The sequence below is a fragment of the Croceicoccus hydrothermalis genome (assembly GCF_022378335.1).
Classification (GTDB): domain Bacteria; phylum Pseudomonadota; class Alphaproteobacteria; order Sphingomonadales; family Sphingomonadaceae; genus Croceicoccus; species Croceicoccus hydrothermalis.
Genome location: NZ_JAIQCI010000014.1, coordinates 1 through 16,247 on the forward strand (window position 1 = coordinate 1; position 16,247 = coordinate 16,247).

Annotated in this window: 16 protein-coding genes and 1 riboswitch; of the genes, 12 read left to right on the forward strand and 4 right to left on the reverse strand. The window is 65.0% G+C overall.

Annotated features, from left to right (window positions below; all coding sequences use genetic code 11):
• Positions 1 to 87: 87 nt before the first annotated feature.
• Positions 88 to 483 (forward strand): DUF2231 domain-containing protein, encoded by a 396-nt coding sequence (locus K4G67_RS09390; protein ID WP_239806124.1) that lies wholly within the window; start codon positions 88 to 90, stop codon positions 481 to 483.
• Positions 480 to 1,832, forward strand: a complete 1,353-nt coding sequence (locus K4G67_RS09395) for a PQQ-dependent sugar dehydrogenase (protein ID WP_239806125.1) — start codon at positions 480 to 482, stop codon at positions 1,830 to 1,832. The genes K4G67_RS09390 and K4G67_RS09395 overlap by 4 nt, the downstream gene beginning before the upstream one ends.
• Before the next feature lie 253 nt (positions 1,833 to 2,085).
• On the opposite strand, the gene K4G67_RS09400 is transcribed toward K4G67_RS09395, so the two are convergent.
• On the reverse strand, positions 2,086 to 4,290 hold the full coding sequence (locus K4G67_RS09400) for a cadherin repeat domain-containing protein (protein WP_239806126.1): 2,205 nt from the start codon (positions 4,288 to 4,290) through the stop codon (positions 2,086 to 2,088).
• A gap of 597 nt (positions 4,291 to 4,887) precedes the next feature.
• On the opposite strand from K4G67_RS09400, the gene K4G67_RS09405 reads away from it, so the two are divergent.
• The 9 genes from K4G67_RS09405 (at position 4,888) to K4G67_RS09445 (ending at position 11,890) form a co-directional block, all read left to right on the forward strand.
• Positions 4,888 to 5,541 carry an alpha/beta hydrolase gene (locus K4G67_RS09405; RefSeq protein WP_239806127.1) on the forward strand — a complete coding sequence of 218 codons (654 nt, stop codon included), beginning with the start codon at positions 4,888 to 4,890 and terminating at the stop codon, positions 5,539 to 5,541.
• Positions 5,542 to 5,614: 73 nt separating this feature from the next.
• Positions 5,615 to 5,807, forward strand: a riboswitch (cobalamin riboswitch).
• A 205-nt stretch (positions 5,808 to 6,012) separates the two neighbouring features.
• Positions 6,013 to 7,029 (forward strand): nicotinate-nucleotide--dimethylbenzimidazole phosphoribosyltransferase, encoded by a 1,017-nt coding sequence (gene cobT, locus K4G67_RS09410; RefSeq protein ID WP_239806128.1) that lies wholly within the window; start codon positions 6,013 to 6,015, stop codon positions 7,027 to 7,029.
• Complete coding sequence (locus K4G67_RS09415) at positions 7,026 to 7,592, forward strand: histidine phosphatase family protein (RefSeq protein WP_239806129.1); 567 nt, start codon at positions 7,026 to 7,028, stop codon at positions 7,590 to 7,592. The genes cobT and K4G67_RS09415 overlap by 4 nt, the downstream gene beginning before the upstream one ends.
• Complete coding sequence (locus tag K4G67_RS09420) at positions 7,589 to 8,299, forward strand: adenosylcobinamide-GDP ribazoletransferase (protein ID WP_239806130.1); 711 nt, start codon at positions 7,589 to 7,591, stop codon at positions 8,297 to 8,299. The genes K4G67_RS09415 and K4G67_RS09420 overlap by 4 nt, the downstream gene beginning before the upstream one ends.
• A complete protein-coding gene (locus tag K4G67_RS09425; RefSeq protein WP_239806131.1) occupies positions 8,296 to 9,252 on the forward strand; it encodes a threonine-phosphate decarboxylase in 957 nt (318 codons plus the stop codon). The genes K4G67_RS09420 and K4G67_RS09425 overlap by 4 nt, the downstream gene beginning before the upstream one ends.
• Positions 9,253 to 9,288: 36 nt before the next feature.
• Positions 9,289 to 9,795, forward strand: coding sequence for a bifunctional adenosylcobinamide kinase/adenosylcobinamide-phosphate guanylyltransferase (gene cobU, locus K4G67_RS09430; protein WP_239806132.1), 507 nt, complete (start codon positions 9,289 to 9,291; stop codon positions 9,793 to 9,795).
• Positions 9,796 to 9,877: 82 nt separating this feature from the next.
• On the forward strand, positions 9,878 to 11,158 hold the full coding sequence (locus tag K4G67_RS09435; RefSeq protein ID WP_239806133.1) for a PP2C family protein-serine/threonine phosphatase: 1,281 nt from the start codon (positions 9,878 to 9,880) through the stop codon (positions 11,156 to 11,158).
• Positions 11,155 to 11,472 (forward strand): STAS domain-containing protein, encoded by a 318-nt coding sequence (locus K4G67_RS09440; RefSeq protein ID WP_239806134.1) that lies wholly within the window; start codon positions 11,155 to 11,157, stop codon positions 11,470 to 11,472. The genes K4G67_RS09435 and K4G67_RS09440 overlap by 4 nt, the downstream gene beginning before the upstream one ends.
• Positions 11,456 to 11,890: an ATP-binding protein gene (locus tag K4G67_RS09445; RefSeq protein ID WP_239806135.1), complete on the forward strand. Its 435-nt coding sequence runs from the start codon at positions 11,456 to 11,458 to the stop codon at positions 11,888 to 11,890. Before K4G67_RS09440 ends, K4G67_RS09445 begins: the two co-directional genes overlap by 17 nt.
• 22 nt (positions 11,891 to 11,912) lie before the next feature.
• Here the strand turns inward: K4G67_RS09445 and K4G67_RS09450 are convergent, their stop codons facing one another.
• The 3 genes from K4G67_RS09450 to K4G67_RS09460 form a co-directional block, all read right to left on the reverse strand.
• A complete protein-coding gene (locus K4G67_RS09450; RefSeq protein WP_239806136.1) occupies positions 11,913 to 12,557 on the reverse strand; it encodes a TorF family putative porin in 645 nt (214 codons plus the stop codon).
• 234 nt (positions 12,558 to 12,791) lie between these two features.
• The gene (locus K4G67_RS09455; RefSeq protein ID WP_239806137.1) at positions 12,792 to 13,331 is read right to left on the reverse strand and encodes a GAF domain-containing protein; all 540 of its coding nucleotides are present in this window, start codon (positions 13,329 to 13,331) and stop codon (positions 12,792 to 12,794) included.
• A gap of 103 nt (positions 13,332 to 13,434) precedes the next feature.
• Complete coding sequence (locus K4G67_RS09460) at positions 13,435 to 14,478, reverse strand: response regulator (RefSeq protein WP_239806138.1); 1,044 nt, start codon at positions 14,476 to 14,478, stop codon at positions 13,435 to 13,437.
• A 306-nt stretch (positions 14,479 to 14,784) separates the two neighbouring features.
• On the opposite strand from K4G67_RS09460, the gene K4G67_RS09465 reads away from it, so the two are divergent.
• Complete coding sequence (locus K4G67_RS09465; RefSeq protein WP_239806139.1) at positions 14,785 to 16,233, forward strand: methyl-accepting chemotaxis protein; 1,449 nt, start codon at positions 14,785 to 14,787, stop codon at positions 16,231 to 16,233.
• The last annotated feature ends 14 nt before the right edge of the window (positions 16,234 to 16,247 follow it).

Consider the following 16,247-nt stretch of genomic DNA (forward strand, 5'->3'; position numbering starts at 1 on the left):
GCCTAAACATCAATTCCCAGACGAGGCCCAAGCTCCGCTAATTTACGCAGCTAGGTGTGCCAAATGTTCTGACGACGGACAGCACCATTGCACGGGATATTGCTGGCGTTTCCGGTGGCGCTTTTCGCCGCTGCGCTGGTCACCGACATCACCTATCTCAACACGGCGGAGGTCCAGTGGACCAATTTTTCGCAGTGGTTGATCGCGGGGGCGGATCTGTTTTCCGGTTTCGTCCTCGCCTGGGCGCTGCTTGCCGTGTTTTTCGGCCGGTCCGGGCAGGGCAGGGGGCGGCGCGTCGTCTATTTGATCGTCGTGGCGGCCATGTTTGTCCTCGGTGTGGTAAACGCGTTTCAACATGCGCGTGACGGCTGGCATTCGGTGGGTACGGTGGGGCTTGTCCTGTCGATCGTGTGTTCGCTGCTGGCGCTCGTCGCGGGCTGGCTCGCCTATGGAAGCGGCCGCGGTATGGAGTACGGTCGATGAACCGTCTTCCCCTTCTCGCCCTTGCGGCGGCGCTCTCCCTCTCGGCGTGTCAGCGTTCGTCCGATCCCGCGATCGACCAGACAGGCGCGCGGCCCGACCTCCCGACGCAGAACGATACGCTCGTGCCCGCGATGGAGATACCCACGCCCGAAGGCTGGGGCGGTGAATTGCCGACCGTCCCCGCCGGGTTCACCGTGACGCCGATCGGCCGCGATCTGAAGATTCCGCGCCAGACGCTCGTCCTGCCCAATGGCGATATTCTGGTGGCGGAGGGGTCGGGCGGCCATGCCCCGAAATTGCGGCCAAAGGACATGATCGCCGGTCTTATCAAGAGCCGCGGCAAAAGCCCGGTCGAGGGGGGTGACCGCATCACGCTCCTGCGCGACAGCGACGGCGACGGTGTGACCGATCTGCAAACGGTTTTCATCGACGGACTCGACGCGCCATATGGGCTCGCCTTTGTCGACAACACGCTTTACGTCGCAAATCAGGGCAATCTCGTGAGCTTTCCCTATACCGAGGGGGTGACCAGCCTTCCCGGCCCCGGCACGGAGGTGACGAAGCTTCCGTCCAAAATCAATCACCACTGGACCAAGGCGTTGACCGCGAGCGCGGACGGATCGCGCCTCTATGTCGGCATCGGCTCCAACAGCAATGTCGGAGAGCGCGGGCTGGATGTGGAGGAGGACCGCGCCGTGATCTGGGAAATCGACCGGGAAAGCGGGGCGAGCCGCATCTACGCCTCGGGCGTGCGCAATCCCACCGCGCTGGCCATCAATCCGCAGACGAACACGCTCTGGGCCGTGGCGAACGAGCGTGACGAATTGGGCCCGCAGCTCGTGCCCGATTACCTGACCTCGGTTCGCCGGGGGGCGTTTTACGGCTGGCCCTACAGCTATTACGGGCAGAACGTCGATCCGCGCGTCCGGCCGCAGCGCCCCGATCTCGTGCAAAAGGCGATTGCGCCCGATTATGCGCTGGGCTCGCATGTTGCCGCGCTTGGCGTGGATTTCGCGCGCGGCGGCGGTCTTGGCGGCGCCTTTTCCGAGGGAGCCTTCGTCGGCGAACACGGCAGCTGGAACAGGAGCGATCCGTCGGGATACAAGGTGGTATTCGTGCCGTTTCGCAACGGACGACCCTCCGGCAAGCCGATGGATCTTCTCACCGGCTTTCTCAAGGATGGACATGCGCGCGGCCGCCCGGTCGGCGTGACATTCGACGCGGCGCGCGGCGCGCTGCTGGTCGCCGACGACGTGTCGAACACGGTGTGGCGGATCGCGCCCGAGCGAGGCGCTCGCCCACCCGCGATTGCCACCGACCGACCGGACACCGGGCCCGCGCCACGCTGAGTTTTCAGAAGCGGACTGCTCAGGCCACAGGGGCAGGTTCGGCGCCGTGTGCAACGACGCCCACCGCACATGGTTTCGACCCGGAACGGCGTCGGCTGTCGATGAAGAGCCGCGCCCGCCCGTGGCGGCGGGGCGGGACAGACACCAAAAGGGCGCCGCATCGCGCGGCGCCCTTTATCATTGCATGCGATGCCGATGCGATCCGCGAGAGTGCCGGGCGAACCCGCCCCCGCGGCGCATCGGCGCGCGGGAATCAGGCGAACGATGCGCTCGATGCCATGTCCATCTGCATGTTGCCTTGCGCAAAGGCATCGATCATCATTTGCAGATCGACCTCGTCAATCGACGTGATCTCGTCCAGCGAACCCGCGGCCACGGGCAATGTTCCCTTGTAACCCGCCGTGCCGTCCGCTTCTCCGCCATTGCTGCCTTCGCCCTGGGCAAGCGTTTTGCCGTGAAGCACGATTTCGCGCAGATCCAGCATCGGGTCGGCACCCAGATCCTGTTCCGGCAGCTGGAAACTCTGCGTGAAGGACAGGTTTCCGTTTTCGTCGGCCATCGGAAATTCGCCATCGCTCATCAGGCTGAGCAGGACAGGCCCGTAGCTTTCGGCCGCCTCCATCAGTTCGATGAAACCGTCGCCATCGTCGTCGACATCCATCGTCGGCACCATGGATTCGGCGACCGAGCCATCTTCGCCCGCCATGAAGCCGTGGATATGCTGCGCATGGACCTCGCCCGCTTCGAGACCGCTGGCCTGAATGGTGACGGTGATGGTGCCGGTATCCTCGTCGAACCCGACAAGGCCGATACCCGACACGCCCGAATCGTTGAGCGGGGTATAGGAGGTGAAGAAGAACCGGTCGGCATCCTGAAACGCGTCATCGCCGGTCAGCGCGGAAGCGATCAGGCCGAACTCGCTGGCGAAATCGCCATCCGCTCCGAATGCGTCGATAAGCGCGACGATACCGTCCCCGCCATCGGCATCGACGGCATCGAGCGCGCCCGCCGCCACGGGCAGCGTCGCCTTGTAGCCCGCCGTGCCATCGGCCTCGCCGCCGTTCGCGCCTTCGCCCGCCTCCAATGTCAGCCCGTGCAGCACGAATTCACGCAAGGCCAGCATCGGGTTTTCACCAAGATCCTGCTCCGGCAGGGTGTAGGTCTGCGTGAAGGACAGCGAGCCATCGGCGTTCGCCGTCGGGAATTCGCCGTTCTCGGTCAGGCTGAGCAGGACGGGACCGTAATCGCCCGCCGCTTCCATCAACTCGATGAAACCGTCGCCATCCGCATCCGAATCGAGCGTGGGGACCATGGATTCCATGACCGATCCATCCTCGCCCGGCATGAAGCCATGGATATGTTGCGGATGAAGCTGGTTCGCTTCGAGCCCGTCGGCCATGATCGTGACCGTCACCGTGCCGCTGTCCTCGTCATAGGCCGCAATACCGACACCCGACACGCCCGATCCGTTGAGCGCGGTGAATTCGGTCGCAAAGATATTCTCGGCATCGAGATACGCATCGTCGCCCGTAAGGTTGAACGCAACCTGGTTGAGCAGCGTGTTATATTGCGCGTCCGTCGGGCCTTCGTCGATGTCGTTGATGGTGATCGACACATCCTGCGAATCGGACGCGCCGTCGCTGTCGGTGGCGACGACGGTGATGTCGAAGCTGTCCATCATCTCGAAATCGGGCGATGCGACGAACCGCACCTCGCCCGTATCGCCATCGATGGTGAAGGCATCGGCGTCGTCGCCTTCGAGGGTGAAGGTGATGTCGTCGTCTTCGGGATCGGTCGCGGTGGCGGTATAGACGACCGTATCGGTCGGCGTATTCTCGTCCACGTCGATCGTGTCGGCGGAGGTGATCGTCGGCGCCTCGTTCACCGGCGGCGGCGGGATGTCGACATCGTTGTCGTCGTCATCGACCAGGAAATAGATACCCGCGCCCACGGCGGCGATCCCCGCGATGGCGAGCAGCGTGCCCGATCCGTCGCCTGTCCCGGCAAGGGCGGAGGCGCCTTCGCCATCCTCGCCCGGGGCGGCACGAACCGCTTCGGCATCGGCGGCGGCAATGGCCGCATCCACGTCAAAGCCCCAGTCCATCGACGCCTGCGCCGGCTGATTCTCGGCGGTGTGTTCGGCGCCTTCCTCGTCCTCGTCCTTCTCGTCCTCGACGAATGCGAGGACGCTCTGCGCCGGGGGGGCGGGCGTTTCGGCGGTCTCGGCCTCGGTTTCGGTTTCGGCGAGGAGTTCGGCCGCGGCGAGCGCCGTGGCTTCGGCCTGACGGTCCGCGGTGGGCGGGGCGAAGCTGTAATATGTGTCGGCGGCAAGCGGCGTTGCCGGTTCGGCGGCGCGCGTTTCGGGATTGGCCGCCTGTGCGGTACCGTCCTGCTGCGAAGGGCTGGAATTGGGCGCGGCATTGCCTGCCCCGACTGTCATGGGCGTATCGGTGGACATTCTGGATTCTCCCTTTCGTGTGCGCGCATCTCAAACACGGGTGCGCGCGAACGGCTGTCGCGCATGAGAGCGCTTGCAAAATGGCTGTGTTGCGGGGTGGTCGCGACTGGCCGAACGGGCCGAATGTGCCGGTTTTGCAGTTGCTTTATCGCGGCACGTCGCGATCATGATCTTCCCGAGAAGCCATAGACGCAACCTGAGCGTGTCGGAAAAGGTCCGGACTTATCCCGTTATCAGAAGAGTTTACGACGGGGCGAGCCGATGGTGGGGCAGGCCGAGCCGATTGTAGGAATCGGTCGGGATCCGAAATCGTATTGCAATGCTGTGTCGCGGACATGATGCGTATGGCAATCGCCCGGCGGAACGGTTTGCGCGTCAAGATGCGATTTTCATGTGTCATGCTCGCCAATTGCCCGAACGGGCCATCGTAAGACCGCAGAATGTTGCCGCGGGACAACTTGCACACGATTGAGCGCGCGAATTCGCGATGCACGTCCATGGTTTCGATGGCCGGGCCCATTGTGGACTTCGCGCGCATGCTGCGCCATGGACGGGCCGTTCCGCCCATCCCGCGGCGGATAGCGCACGAGGCCTTGCATGTCGAAGATCGTCAATGGGAAAAGCTGTCAGCCCTTGTCGGGGGCACCGCCGCGCCGGATCGTGCTCTTGCTTCACGGCTACGGCTCGAACGGGGCGGATCTCATATCCATCGCGCCCATGTGGCAACATGCCTTGCCCGACGCGCTTTTCCTTGCGCCCGATGCGCCCCATCCATGCGACATGGGGATGGGGTATCAATGGTGGCCGCTCGCCGATCTGTCGCCCGATGCGCTGGCGCGCGGGGCGCAGAATGCGGCGGGCACCGTCGATGACTTCATCACGCGAAAGCTCACGCAATACGACCTCACCGAGGCCGATCTCGCCATTGTCGGTTTCAGCCAGGGTACGATGCTGGCGCTGCATGTCGGGCCGCGCCGGTCGCGGCAGGTCGCCGCGATCGTGGGCTATTCCGGCATGCTGACCGGCGCGGCGCAGCTTCGGCGCGAAACGGTCACGAAACCGCCGGTGCTGCTCGTGCATGGCGATGCCGATCCGGTGGTGCCCTTTGCCGCGATGGCCGATGCGGAAACCGCGCTCGCCGCGTGCGGCTTTGATGTGGACAGCCATGCGGCACCGGGCGTCGGCCATTCGGTCGATCCCGAAGGGTTGCGGCTCGGCGCCGAATTCATTGCGCGGCATTTCGCGGACTGAGGCCGGACAGGCGGTGAGCGCCGCCAGGCCCTGCTCCGGCATTTCCTGCTTGCGCATCGGCGGGGCGGGGCATATTCCGGCGGGTGCGACAGGTTCCCCGCAAGGGGATTGAAAGGGAAGTCGGGTGGAAGCCCCGCGCTGCCCCTGCAACTGTGAGCGGAGAGCCATCGGCCGAGGCGCCATTGGGACGTTTCCATGTCCCGAGAAGGCGGCATGCATGGCATCGACCCGCAAGCCAGGAGACCTGCCGGTCGCGGTCGTTCTTCGTCCGGGCAGGGTGCCCCGGCCGAACGGGGCTCGCCTCGCGCAGCGACGGATGAAACCTGCCTCGCGCGTCGATGCCGCACGGGGGCGAAGCGCCGTGCGAGATGTCGCGGCCATGCCCTCCCCCACGGTACGGTCACGCGGGGCGAAACGCCGTGCGATGGACAATGCCATGACCGTTTCCGACATCAGTATGGGCGCCGTATCATGACCGGCTTTGCCACGCGCGACGCGTTCGACGCCGCACTCGCCACCATGCCGCGCGCGGATGGGACGGCCATCGCAGCGGCACGGGCGCGGCAGGCGCTGCTCACCAAGCCGGCAGGATCGCTCGGCAGGCTGGAGGATATTGCGGTCTTCATCGCCGGGTGGCAGGGGCAGGCCCGGCCCCGGATCGACCGGGTGCAGGCGGTGGTGTTCGCCGGCAATCACGGCGTCGCCGCACGCGGGGTGAGCGCATTTCCACCCGAAGTCACCACGCAGATGGTCGCCAATTTCAACGCAGGGGGCGCGGCGATCAACGCGCTTACCCAGGCATGCGGCGCGGATCTATCGGTCGTGGACCTGACCGCGGAGGGGCCGACCGCCGACATTTGCGAAGCCCCCGCAATGGACGAGGCGGCATGCCTTGCCGCGCTCTCCGCAGGAGCGATGGCGGTCGATCCTACGGCGCAGCTGCTTTTCGTGGGCGAAATGGGCATCGGCAACACCACGCCTGCGGCGGCCATCTGCGCCTGTGGATTTGGCGAAGGAGCGACCGAATGGGTCGGACGCGGGACCGGCGTCGACGATACGGCGCTGGCGCATAAACGTGCGGCGGTGGACCGGGCGCTCGCTCTTCACCGCGCGCATTGCACCGATGGCTTCGAAACGCTGCGCCGGCTCGGCGGGCGGGAGATTGCGGCGATGGCGGGCGCGGTGCTGCGCGCGCGGCATCTGCGAATCCCCGTGCTTGTGGACGGTTTCATCGCGGCGGCGGCGTTGCTGCCGCTCGCGCTGTCGCACCGCGACATGCTGGACCATTGCCTCGCCGCGCATCGTTCGGCGGAGGCGGCGCATGGCCGCCTGCTGAAGGCGATGGGGCTCGACCCGCTGCTCGATCTCGGCATGCGGCTGGGCGAGGGGACGGGCGCCGCGCTCGCGGTCCCGATCGTGCGGGCGGCGGTGATGGCGCATGACAATATGGCAACCTTCGAGGAAGCCGCGGTCACGGATCGCGCATGAACGGGCAACGGCTCTATTTCATCCGGCATGGCAGGACCGTTGGGGCCGGCGCACTCATCGGCCATGCGGATCCCGCGCCGCTGGAATCGGGTACGGCGGACTGCGTCGAAAAATGCGTGGGCCTATACCTGAACACGGTCCTATCGTCCGATCTCATGCGGGCGTGCATCACGGCGGAACGGATCGCGGCATGGCACGGCATCCCGGTGCAAAGCGATCCCGACTGGCGCGAATTGCATTTCGGCGCGTGGGAGGGGCAATCGCCAGCCGATCTCGACAATGCGGCCCTGTCCCGGTTCTGGTCCGATCCCGATGCCGATCCGCCGCCGGGCGGCGAACGCTGGTCCGCGCTATGCGACCGGGTGGCGCGCGCGTTGGGCCGGGTGGGGCCGGAAACGCTGATCGTGGCGCATGCGGGATCGATCCGGGCGGCGCTGTGCCGGCTTTGCGGATTCGACTACGCGCAATCCTGGGCGATCGACCTTCCCTATGGCGTGCTCGTCACGTTGGAGGTGCGCCGGTTCGAACCCGGCGGCGCCCGCATCATGGCGTTGCACCCATGAAATCCGCGATCATCGCCATACAATTCATGACCCGCATCCCCATGCCCCGCGTGCGGATGGAGCCGGGGGATTTCGCCGCGTCCATGCGCTGGTTCCCGTTGGTCGGGATCGTCGTGGGGGCGATGGTCTGGGGCGCGGCGGCGATAGGGGCGATGGTAGACCCGATGCTGGCCGCGCTGCTTGCGCTCATCACATGGGTGGCGGTGACAGGGGCGCTGCATCTCGACGGGCTGGGTGACATTGCCGATGCGGCGGGCGGCGCGCATCGAGATCCGGCCCGCCTCGACGCCATTCTTTCGGATCCGCATGCCGGGAGCTTCGCGGTGACGGTCATCGCGCTTCAGCTGCTGGCGAAATTCGTGCTGCTCGTCCTGCTTCTGGAACAGGGGGCGGGCTGGCCGCTGCTCGCCGTGGCGGCGCTCGCCCGGCTGGGCACGATGATGTGGAACCGGTTCCTCCCGCAACGGGGGACAGGGTTGGGGAGCCAGTTCGCCGCGGTTCGTCATGGGCCGGCGATGGCTGTTTGGAGCGCCGGGGGAATCGCCGCCGCGTGGTTCGCGCCGCCGCTTTTCGCCGCGCCGGCGGCCTGGGCGCTTTGGGGCATGTGGTTGAAACGGCGGATCGGCGGGATTTCGGGCGACGGCCACGGCGCGGGTATCGAGCTGTGCGAGACGGCCTTGCTGCTGGCGCTCGTGATCGCGGGGTGAGCGACGCCTTCTCCTGGCATGGTGGGCGTCTGGACGCGGCCCGCGCGCTTTACGGCGACAGGCGCGAGGGGTGGGTCGATCTGTCCACCGGGCTCAACCCCGTGCCATGGCCGGTCGCGCGCGCGCCTGCCTGGGATTGGGCGGCCTTGCCGTCGGTCGCGGCGCTGGCCGGGCTGGAGCAGGTGGCGGCGCGCGTCTTCGGCGTCGATCCCGCCCATCTCTGCACCGTTCCGGGGAGCGAGATCGCCCTGCGGCTGCTTCCCACGATCCTACCGGGGCCGGGCCGCCATATTGCGCCCGCCTATCGTAGCCATGGCGCCGTTTTCCCGGCGAGCGATGGCAGCGGCACGTTGCTTCTGGCCAATCCGAACAATCCCGACGGGCGTTGCCGATCCCGGGCGGAGATGGACGCGCTGCTGCATCGGCAGGAGCAAGCGAACCAATGGCTGATCGTCGACGAGGCCTTTGCCGATGCACGTCCGGAGCATAGCATGGCCGACGCGGTGGCGAACGGGCGCCGCCTGATCGTCTTGCGCTCCTTCGGCAAGTTTTTCGGGCTGGGCGGGGTGCGGCTCGGCTTCGTGCTGGGGCCGGTGGAGGTGATCGCGGATTATCGGCGGCGGCTGGGCGACTGGCCCGTTCATGCAGCGGCGCTTGCCATAGGGACCGCGGCCTATGCCGATGGCGAATGGATCGCATCGGCGCGGGCAGATATTGACGCGCGGGCGCATCGTCTCGCCCGCCTGCTCTGTGGCCACGGCTTCGCGCCTGTCGGGGATTGCCCGCTTTTTACATTGATCGAGACGGATGCCGCGCCGCAATTGTTCGAGCGTCTTGCCCGCGACGGCGTGCTGACCCGGCGGTTCGATTATGCACCGCGCTGGCTCCGGCTCGGCCTGCCGGGCGGGGAGGATCAATGGGCGAGGCTCGACAAGGCATTGGGCGATGCATGAAGGAGGCGTGTCGATGGAATATTGCGGAACCGCACGATGAGCGCGCTGCTCGTGCTTGGCGGGGCGCGTTCGGGCAAGAGCCGCCACGCGCAGCTTTGGGCCGAGAGCATGCCCGGACGCCTCGCCTATGTCGCGACGGCGCAGGCGCTCGATACCGAAATGACCGACCGCATCGAGGCTCACCGGCGCGATCGCGGCGAACGCTGGCACACGCTCGAAGCGCCGCTGAACCTGTCCGACGCCATTGCGGAGGCGGCGCTGCGATATGATGCTATTCTCGTCGATTGCCTGACGCTGTGGCTGTCGAATTGCATGCTGGCCGGGCGGGATATCGGCGCGGCGACAGGCATGCTCGAACAGGCGATCGCCGCGTGCGGTGTTCCCATCGCGCTCGTCGCGAATGAGGTCGGGCTCTCGGTTGTGCCGGACAATGCGCTCGCCCGCCGGTTTCGCGACGAGGCCGGGCGGTTGAATCAGCGGATCGCCGCGATTGCCGACAATGTGGTTTTCGTCGCGGCGGGATTGCCTCTCTCGCTGAAATAGACGGGCGCTGCGTCGCATTGCGGGCAATGCCCATGGGCGCGGGGGGCAAGCCTTAACCAATTGCCCATACCGTGCACACGAGATGGTGCAGGCGCCGAACATCCGCCCCCGCATTTTCGATGCGGATGACCCGGCGTTGACCGCCGGGTCCGAACGTCTGGGCGTGTTGGTCGTGGACGATGACGATACCGTGACGCGGTTCCTCGGCGACGCGCTGGCCCGGATGGGCTGCGACATATCGCTCGCCCATGATTTCGATCAGGCGATCCGCCAGATGCATGTCGGCATCGACATGGTCGTGACCGACCTGCGCATGCCGGGGCGCGATGGCATGGACCTTGTCCGGGCGCTGCGCGAATCGCATGAACGGGCGCCGCTCCATGTCGTGATGATCACCGCGTGCAGGGATGAAGAGACGATCGGCCTCGCGACCGAGGCCGGGGTGGACGATTTCCTGTTCAAGCCGGTCGATCCGGTCAAGCTGATGCTGGTTCTGTCACGCACCCGGCGATCGGTGCGGCTGCATCGCATGGTGCAACGGCGCAACACGATGCTGACGCGCACGCATGAACGCATGCGCACGCTTTTGTGCAGGTTGCGCGACGATCTCGACGCGGCGGCGGGAATGCACCGGCGCCTGCTCCCGCGGGAGGAGCAATTGCCCGGATTGCGCATGACGCATGTCTATCGCCCGGCCACGATGCTCGGCGGCGATACGATCGGCGCCGTAACGGTAGGGGAGGGGCGCACGCTGTTCTTCCTCCTCGACGTGCAGGGGCATGGCGTGCGCGCCAGCCTTGCCAGCTTTCATTATCACCGCCGCCTTCAACAGATGGCACCCGCCGATGCGGACGCGCTGTCACTGGCGATGCAGCGGTTGAACCGCGAAATCCTGGCGGGCGAGGATGAGATCTACGCGACGGCCATTGCCGGTATCGTCGATGTCCCCGCTGGTGAGGGGTGGATCATCCGCGCCGGGCATCCCGAACCCTTGTTGATGCAATGTGGCGGCGGCGCGTCTGGGGTGGCCCGCCCGCTCGATACGGCGCCCGCCTTTCCGCTCGGCTGGTTCTCACAGGCCGATTTCCGGGCCACGCGCTTCCCGTTTACGGCGGGTGCGCGGCTCGTCATCTACTCCGACGGGCTGCTCGATTGCTGCGAAGAAACCGAAATACCGGACGCACAATCGCTGGCCGCATTGCTGGATACCTGCCGCGATCAGCCCATCGCCGCCATCGGCGCGCTGGTCGAAAGGCTCCTTGCCCGCAGGGGCGGCGACCTGCCGCTTGCCGACGATGTCTCGCTGTTTGCTATCGAGCCGGATCGCGTATCCGGCGCCTTTCACGACAGGACCGATCCTTGACCGATACGGCTATCATACATGTGCCGCATACCCGGCTGGATGCCGCAATTGCGCCCGATTTTCGCCAGATGCTGAACGCGGAGGTGGGGCCGGAATGTACCCGCGTCCTTCTCGACCTGTCGGCGGTGGAATTCATGGATTCCACGGCACTCGGCGTGCTCGTATGGCTGGTGAAACATGTGGGGGACCGGGGCGCCATCGCCATTGCCGGAACCCGTCCGGCGGTCGCAACGCTGTTCCGGCTCACCCGTTTCGATAGCTTGCTGCCGATCTGCGGGAGCGAGGAGGAGGCGCGCGATGCCCTCTCGCTCTGATCCGTTCATTCGTGTCCCCGCCAATCTGGAGGCGGTGCGCGACCTCGCCGCCTGGGCGCAGGGGGCGTGCAGCGATGCAGGGGTTGCCGATGATATCGCGCTCGAACTCGAACTCGCGCTTGTCGAGGCGGCAACCAATATCGTGGTTCACGCCATGCCGGGTGACGGCGACGTGGATCGGATCGGCGAGATGACCTGCACCGCGCATTTTACCGTCGACGTGGTGCGCTTCACCTTGAGCGACGATGGTGCCCCCGCACCGGAGGGCACGTTCACGACCGCGATGCAGCCCGCCGATCCGCTCGCCGAAACGGGGCGCGGGATGGCGATCCTGCAATTGTGCGTCGACGAGCTTGAGTATTCCCGCACAAACGGGCGCAACCGGTTGCAGTTGCGCCGGCGCCTGTCCCGGAAATAGGGCGACAACCAAAAGCGCGGTATCAGAACCGGATATTGGCGCCTGCTGTGATACGCGCGCTATAATCCGCACTTGCCGCGGGAAAGCGTATATCCTCGCCGCGAATATCCGTGTCGCTATAGGTCAATGTAAAGGACATCGGCGCCAGATTGTATTCGCCGCCGATCGCCCAGTCATTATAGGCGCCGCCGGGGCGCAGCCGTTCCGCACGGGCGGGATCGTCGACGGAACCGCTCGACCGGCCGACATGGGCGTTTACCGCCAGGGGGGAGCCCCAGAAACCGAAACGCCCCTCCAGCCTGCGGTAGAAATTGCTGCCGCCGATCGCGTCCTGCGGCGGCGCATAGCTTGCGAGGAGGGTGAGCGAGGCCGGGCCGAGCGTTCCGCCGATGCCGGCCTGCGCCTCGGCATAATCCTGCTCCCCGTCTCCACCGGGAAAGACATGGCCGATCGCCATCGCGTAATAATTGGCAAGGCCGATCCGGCCGCCATAGCTTGCATTGAGATCGACGCCGATCTCGGCCCCGCCATGCCGGTCCGAACCGCGCAGGGTCGTGGCCTCGGCGCCGACCGCGATATTCGTCGTGACGGGCAGGCTGCCGTAGACATGCGCGGCGGTTTGTCCGTCGCTCCAGCTCAGTCCCCGTACGCGTTCATCGGTCGTCACGCCGGCCTCGATCGTGGGTCCGGTTTGTGCATGCGCCGCGGGCGAAATCGCAAGCGCGCCGCCCGCCGCGAGCAGGATGCGCCATTCGCTGGACGAAAATCGGGTCGGGTATGAAGAAATCGGTCGTCTCCCACAAAGGCTTTCGAGCAAAGCCGCGCCCTTAGCGCATGGGGCTTGCTGCAATGTGTATGAAACGAAACTTTCCTCATCGGCTCGCCCGGTCATGGGCCGCCGCTACGCCTCCTGGCGAGGGGGTGTTGACGGTGCCGGGATCAGCGGAAGCGGCACGCGATATTTGCCGAATTCGATCGCGGCCGTGACCGCGCGCGACCCGCTGCGCAGGCAACGCCACTGGCTTTCGGGGAGGGGGTCACGACATATCCTGTCGATGACGCATAGCGCGCCGATACGCGCACCATACCGGCTTACGATGGGAACGCCGGCGTAATAGCGCACGTGCAGGCGACCGGTGACAAATGGATTGTCTGCAAAACGCGGATCCTGCGCAGCATTCAGCACTTCCAGCCTGTGCCGTTCGCGAATGGTATGGGCGCAAAATGCGTATTCGCGGCGGGTTTGGCACAGCTCCAGTCCGTGCCGCGCCTTGAACCATTGCCGCGACCTGTCGATAAGGCTGATCACCGCGACGGGGCACCCCGTCACATCCGCCGCCTCATCGACAATTGCATCAAGATAGGGGTCCGGATCGGTATCGAGAATATCAAGGCGATACAGCTCCGACAACCGTTTCGATTCGCTGTAACCGCGCGGCATTCATTATCCTCAAGTTCTGTTTGGCGCGCGTGCCGATCCCGGTACGTTCGAATAGAAGCAGAACCGTCGCCGCGCGTGCGGCGCTCCGGCATAGTCGGCTACCTCAGGCCGCCTTTGCCTTTTCCTTCGTCTTGCCGAGGATCCAGTTGGGCACGTTGGCAGCCGTGACCGATTCGGCCGTGACGCCAAGCTCGTCGAGTGCGGGCTTGCGGCTTTCGCTACCGGTTTCCACGCAATCCTGCACGAACACATCGGCGCCGCTCTTGGAAAGCGCCTGCAGCCCGCGGGCGCCATCCTTGCTAGTACCCGAAAGCAGGCCCGCCAGAACCGGAGTGCCCGCCCGTGCAAAGCTTGCAAAAAGCATGTCCGCAGAGGGGCGCGCGCCGCCGATCGGGTCCTTCTCCACCAGCTTCAGAAGCGGGGCGAAATCGTTTTCGAACACGACATGCTTGTGCTTTGCATAGACGAGATAGACCGTGCCGGGCACCATCATGGTTTCATCGCCGGCCGTTTCGATCTTGCACGCGACGCTTGGCCGAAGGGGGTCGATCATGCGGTCGATAAACGTTTCGTCCGCATCGATGAGGATCACGGTTTCCGGGCAATTGGCGGGGTAGCCGGCAATTGTTTCGCGAATGACCTCGATACTCTCCGTCGCGCCGGCAAGAACCACGATGCGCCCGTCCGGCCGGTAATCGGCAAGGGCAACGGATGGCCCGCCCTGCGGTGCCTCACGATTTTTGAGGTCGGTATTGGCCGCTTCGTTCACGATCGCGCCGAGCTTGGCGACGGTGGCATTGAACTGTTCAGGGGTGGTGTGAAGCGGTTTGGGAAAACAGCCCACCGCGCCAAGCTCCAGCGCCTTTTGCGCGGTGCCGGTGCCATCCTGCGTCACGCTGGACAGCATGATGACCGGGATGGGATCGTTTTCCATCAGTTCGGCCAGGAATTCCATCCCGCTCATGCCCGGCATTTCGACATCGAGGGTGAGAACATTCGGCTTCAACGTCGGGATGAGCTTGCGCGCTTCTTCTGCGCTGCGCGCATCGCCAACGACTTCGACGCCCTTGGCCTGTTCAAGAATGTCGCGAAACAATGCGCGCATTGCGGTGGAATCATCGACGATCAAAACGCGGGCCGTACTCATGGCGCTTATCCTTTGCATGGTCTGGACGGAGTGACCGTTTGTCACGACTGTCCTTTGGCCATCGTATGGAGCGCGCACTCCCAAATCTCGCCTTACCGCACCCTAAGGAATGGACCTTAACCACAAATAGCGAGTCCGTCAGCACCACGGCGCATAAGAAGCGTGCAGGGAGACGAAAGTGAGCGCGTCGAAGGTACGGATTACTCCGTAGGGCAAACGACACGTGATCGGTCCACTTTCGGACGTAGTGACGGCAATAGTGAGGGATCGCCGTCACTACATCCGATAATTATGAGAGTTACTGACATGCTTGACTGGTTTGAAAAATCAGCTCCCATACGCACGAAATTCGATACGCTTATCGCAATATTCGCATCGCTTTCCATTATCGAGATTGCGGCGGTGTTCCTGACGCAGCTGGATGTCATCGGGGCCAATTTCGAAGAAAGCATCATCGTCGTGAGCGCGCTTCTCACCATGACGACCATCTATCTGGCGAAACGGCGCGTGTGCGACCCCTATGTCGATACGGTGGAGCGTATGGAGGGGCTCGCCGCTGGCGATACCCAGTCGCGCATCGGCTACGAAGACTATAGCGATTGCGTCGGACGCATGAACAAGGCGATGACCACGTTCCGCGATAACGCAGAAGAGGTCCGCCGGGCGCAGAAAAGCTCCGAGCAGGTCGTGAAGGAATTTTCCACGGCGCTCAACCGCCTCGCCGATGGCGATCTTACCGTGCGCATCGAGCAGGCAGGGCACAGCGAATATGCCGCTCTGCATGACGCGTTCAACCGCTCGGTCTCCGGTCTTTCCGACATGATTCAGCATGTGAATGCCTCCGCCAGCGGCGTGAATACCGGTGCCAATGAAATCCGCGCCGCATCCGACGATCTTGCGCAGCGCAACGAACGTCAGGCTGCGAGCCTTGAAGAAACGGCCGCCGCGATGAGCCAGGTCACAGATCTCGTCAAGAAAGCGGCCGAAAACGCCGCAGAAGCGCAAACCGCCATGTCGCAAACGCATCAGCAGGCCACGAATGGCGGCGAAGTGGTCGAGAAGGCCGTTTCCGCGATGGCCGCGATCGAGAAATCGGCCAATGAAATCACGCAGATCATCGACGTCATCGACGGCATCGCGTTTCAGACCAATCTGCTCGCGCTCAACGCAGGGGTCGAAGCGGCCCGGGCGGGCGATGCGGGCAAGGGCTTTGCCGTGGTCGCCAACGAGGTCCGCGCACTTGCGCAGCGCAGCGCCGATGCCGCGCGCGACATCAAGGAGCTGATCAACGCCAGTTCCAAGCAGGTCGGCGCCGGCGTGCAGCTGGTTGGCGAAACCGGCGGGCTGCTCTCGCAGATCGTGACAGGGGTCGGCGACGTCCACACGCAGGTCAAAAATATCGCTCAGATGTCCGCCTCGCAGGCCTCGCGCCTCGAACAGGTCAATAGCTCGGTCGCCGACATGGACCGCATGACACAGCAGAACGCCGCCATGGTCGAGCAATCGACCGCCGCAGCGCGCAGCCTCGCCGAAGAAGCGAACGAGCTGGGCGAGCTGGTCAAGCAATTCCGTACCGGCGCCAAGATGGGCGCGACGCCTGCGAAGACCGCTGCGAAGCGGGCGCCGTCCGCCGCCAATGCCGCGCCCCAGGTCAAGCGGGCGGCCAATGCCGCACCGGCGCGGACCGCTCCCCGTGTCGAGGGCAACCTGGCCGTTAAGGAATCTTATGACGATCAGGACTGGAGCGAGTTCTAACTCGCCAGGAAGGA

Coding starts and splice junctions, on each gene's coding strand:
- K4G67_RS09460 (WP_239806138.1), bottom strand. CDS start 14,478: ATGAGTACGGCCCGCGTTTTGATCGTCGATGATTCCACCGCAATGCGC.
- K4G67_RS09400 (WP_239806126.1), bottom strand. CDS start 4,290: ATGTCCACCGATACGCCCATGACAGTCGGGGCAGGCAATGCCGCGCCC.
- K4G67_RS09420 (WP_239806130.1), top strand. CDS start 7,589: ATGAAATCCGCGATCATCGCCATACAATTCATGACCCGCATCCCCATG.
- K4G67_RS09395 (WP_239806125.1), top strand. CDS start 480: ATGAACCGTCTTCCCCTTCTCGCCCTTGCGGCGGCGCTCTCCCTCTCG.
- cobT (WP_239806128.1), top strand. CDS start 6,013: ATGACCGGCTTTGCCACGCGCGACGCGTTCGACGCCGCACTCGCCACC.
- K4G67_RS09405 (WP_239806127.1), top strand. CDS start 4,888: ATGTCGAAGATCGTCAATGGGAAAAGCTGTCAGCCCTTGTCGGGGGCA.
- cobU (WP_239806132.1), top strand. CDS start 9,289: ATGAGCGCGCTGCTCGTGCTTGGCGGGGCGCGTTCGGGCAAGAGCCGC.
- K4G67_RS09455 (WP_239806137.1), bottom strand. CDS start 13,331: ATGCCGCGCGGTTACAGCGAATCGAAACGGTTGTCGGAGCTGTATCGC.
- K4G67_RS09465 (WP_239806139.1), top strand. CDS start 14,785: ATGCTTGACTGGTTTGAAAAATCAGCTCCCATACGCACGAAATTCGAT.
- K4G67_RS09445 (WP_239806135.1), top strand. CDS start 11,456: ATGCCCTCTCGCTCTGATCCGTTCATTCGTGTCCCCGCCAATCTGGAG.
- K4G67_RS09415 (WP_239806129.1), top strand. CDS start 7,026: ATGAACGGGCAACGGCTCTATTTCATCCGGCATGGCAGGACCGTTGGG.
- K4G67_RS09435 (WP_239806133.1), top strand. CDS start 9,878: ATGGTGCAGGCGCCGAACATCCGCCCCCGCATTTTCGATGCGGATGAC.